The organism is Brachyspira sp. SAP_772, from assembly GCF_009755885.1.
GTDB lineage: Bacteria > Spirochaetota > Brachyspiria > Brachyspirales > Brachyspiraceae > Brachyspira.
The window spans coordinates 1-517 of record NZ_VYIX01000376.1; the positions used below are offsets into that span (position 1 = coordinate 1).

Consider the following 517-nt stretch of genomic DNA (forward strand, 5'->3'; position numbering starts at 1 on the left):
ATTTAAAGGCTGATTAAATTTAGTACATGAGAAAAATGTCTTTTCCATATTTACAACATTAGAAGTGTCCCATTTATCAAAAGTCTGATTCAATTTATCACATTGCCTAAACAAAGAATCCATATTCGTAACATTAGAAACGTCCCAATCATTAAGATTCTGATTAAAAGCATCACAATATGCAAACATACTTGATAAATCTTTAACTTTATTTATATTCCAAGTATTTAAAGGCTTATTAAATCTTTTTGCCCTAATAAACATAKTAGACATATCTTCAACATTAGAAGTATCCCATTTATCCAAAGGTTGATTAAAAAATTCACATTCCTGAAACATTCCTCTCATATTTTTTACTTTTGATGTGTTCCAGCTATTTAAAGGCTGATTAAACTCTTTGGCACCGCAAAACATAAATGACATGTCTTCAACATTAGAAACGTCCCAATTATCCAAAGGCTGATCAAAATTAGAACAATAAGCAAACATATTATTCATACTTGTTACTTTAGAGATC

1 protein-coding gene is annotated in these 517 nt (G+C 28.7%); it reads right to left on the reverse strand.

The features are described 5' to 3' along the window. Positions 1-517: BspA family leucine-rich repeat surface protein (locus GQX97_RS14595; RefSeq protein ID WP_157152385.1), on the reverse strand; the 517-nt coding region annotated here is incomplete at both ends.